General features: G+C 63.8%; 1 protein-coding gene. It reads right to left on the bottom strand.

Features of this window, described 5'->3' with window-relative positions:
* A partial coding sequence (locus AC1DYM_RS23005; protein ID WP_477342371.1) for an amino acid adenylation domain-containing protein occupies window positions 1–1,043 on the bottom strand: 1,043 nt, incomplete at both ends.

Below are 1,043 nucleotides of genomic sequence, written 5' to 3'. Positions count from 1 at the left end.
TTACGACCCAAATACTCGATCGTGCCGTCCTCACGCCACCGGCCCAGATCACCCGTGCGGTACATCCGTCCACCGTGGAACGGATCGGCCACAAAGCGCTCCGCCGTCAATTCCGCACGGTTGAGGTAACCCCGTGCCACACCCGCACCACCGATGTGGATCTCGCCGGCCACACCCACCGGAACCGGCTCACCGTGACCATCCAGGATGTAGATCCGCGTGTTTGCGATCGGACGGCCGATTGATACGCTCGCCGAGGATGACAGGCCATCCCTTACGTCGTAGATCATGCAGCCGACTACTGCTTCCGTCGGTCCGTACTCATTTACGATCCGCACGTTAGGCTGGATTGCTTGCCACAGCCGCACCGYCGATGCCGGCAGCGCCTCGCCACCGACCACAAACGTCCCTACCCGGCTACCCACACCTTGTCCACGAACGCGCTGGCCCAACGATTCAAGGTGCGTTGGCGTGATCTTGACCAGGCCTTCCAGCGTACCGATCYGACGTTCCAGCTCGTCCACCTCACGCTTTTCGTCCAACAGTTCGGCCACGCCACCGACGACCCAAGGACCAAGCAGACTCGTTACCGTGGCGTCGAACGATAGCGACGAGGACACGAGCGTACGATTCATGTCGTAAGCCTTGCCGGCCCAACGGAGGTAATTGATCACGCCCGAGTGCTCGACCATCACGCCCTTGGGCTGACCGGTTGAGCCGGAGGTGTAGATCACATACGCCAGGTGCGAGGGCATCAGCCCCGCACGATCCAGGTCGGTGTCCGCTTCCTCCGCCCACACCGAGGTCGCGGTCAGGTCCAGCACCGGCACGGCAAGCTGTGCCGAGAGCGATGTCCATGCCTCGCCCAGCCCAGGCTGGGTCAACACCGCTACCGGTGCCGCATCCTCCAGCATGTAACGCAGTCGCTCGGCCGGGTACGACGGATCCAGCGGCACGTACGCACCACCGGCCTTCAACACCGCCAACAGGCCCACCATCATCGGCAGCCCACGCTCCACGCACAGCGCCGCACAGCGCCACCC

This window comes from Luteibacter sp. P1_D3 (assembly GCF_056406135.1).
This window is presented reverse-complemented; position numbering and strand designations above follow the sequence as displayed.